Annotated in this window: 1 protein-coding gene; it reads left to right on the top strand. The window is 64.5% G+C overall.

The genetic code is table 11. The features are described 5' to 3' along the window. Window positions 1–578, top strand: a 578-nt coding sequence (locus IVB47_RS23955; protein WP_276576883.1) for a Clp protease N-terminal domain-containing protein, incomplete at both ends; no start/stop codon positions are given.

Here is a 578-nt window from a genome sequence, read left to right as displayed (position 1 = left end):
ACGCCCTGAACAAGGTGCCGAAGGTCTCCGGTAGCGGTGCCGGGCAAGTTTATCTTGCACCCGAACTCGCGCGAGCCTTTGATGCCGCTGAAAAGGCAGCCGAGAAGGCCGGCGACAGCTTTGTCACGGTTGAGCGGCTGCTGCTCGGCCTCGCCATGGACAGGAACAGCGAGGCCGGCCAACTGCTGGCCAAGGGCGGCGTTATCCCACAGAACCTAAATGCTGCAATCGAATCCCTGCGCAAGGGCCGCACGGCCGACAGCGCGACGGCCGAGAACGCCTATGACGCGCTGAAGAAATATGCCCGCGACCTGACCCAGGCGGCGCGCGACGGCAAGCTCGATCCGGTCATCGGCCGCGACGAGGAGATCCGCCGCACCATCCAGGTGCTCTCGCGCCGGACCAAGAACAATCCTGTCCTGATCGGCGAGCCCGGCGTCGGCAAGACCGCGATCGCCGAAGGCCTCGCGTTGCGCATCGTCAATGGCGACGTGCCCGAGAGCCTCAAGGACAAGAAGCTGCTGTCGCTGGACCTCGGCGCGCTGATTGCGGGTGCAAAATATCGCGGTGAGTTCGAA

This window comes from Bradyrhizobium sp. 62 (assembly GCF_023073035.1).
Lineage (GTDB): Bacteria > Pseudomonadota > Alphaproteobacteria > Rhizobiales > Xanthobacteraceae > Bradyrhizobium.
The sequence above is the reverse complement of the archived record's forward strand: the minus strand, read 5'-3'. Positions and strand labels throughout refer to the sequence as shown.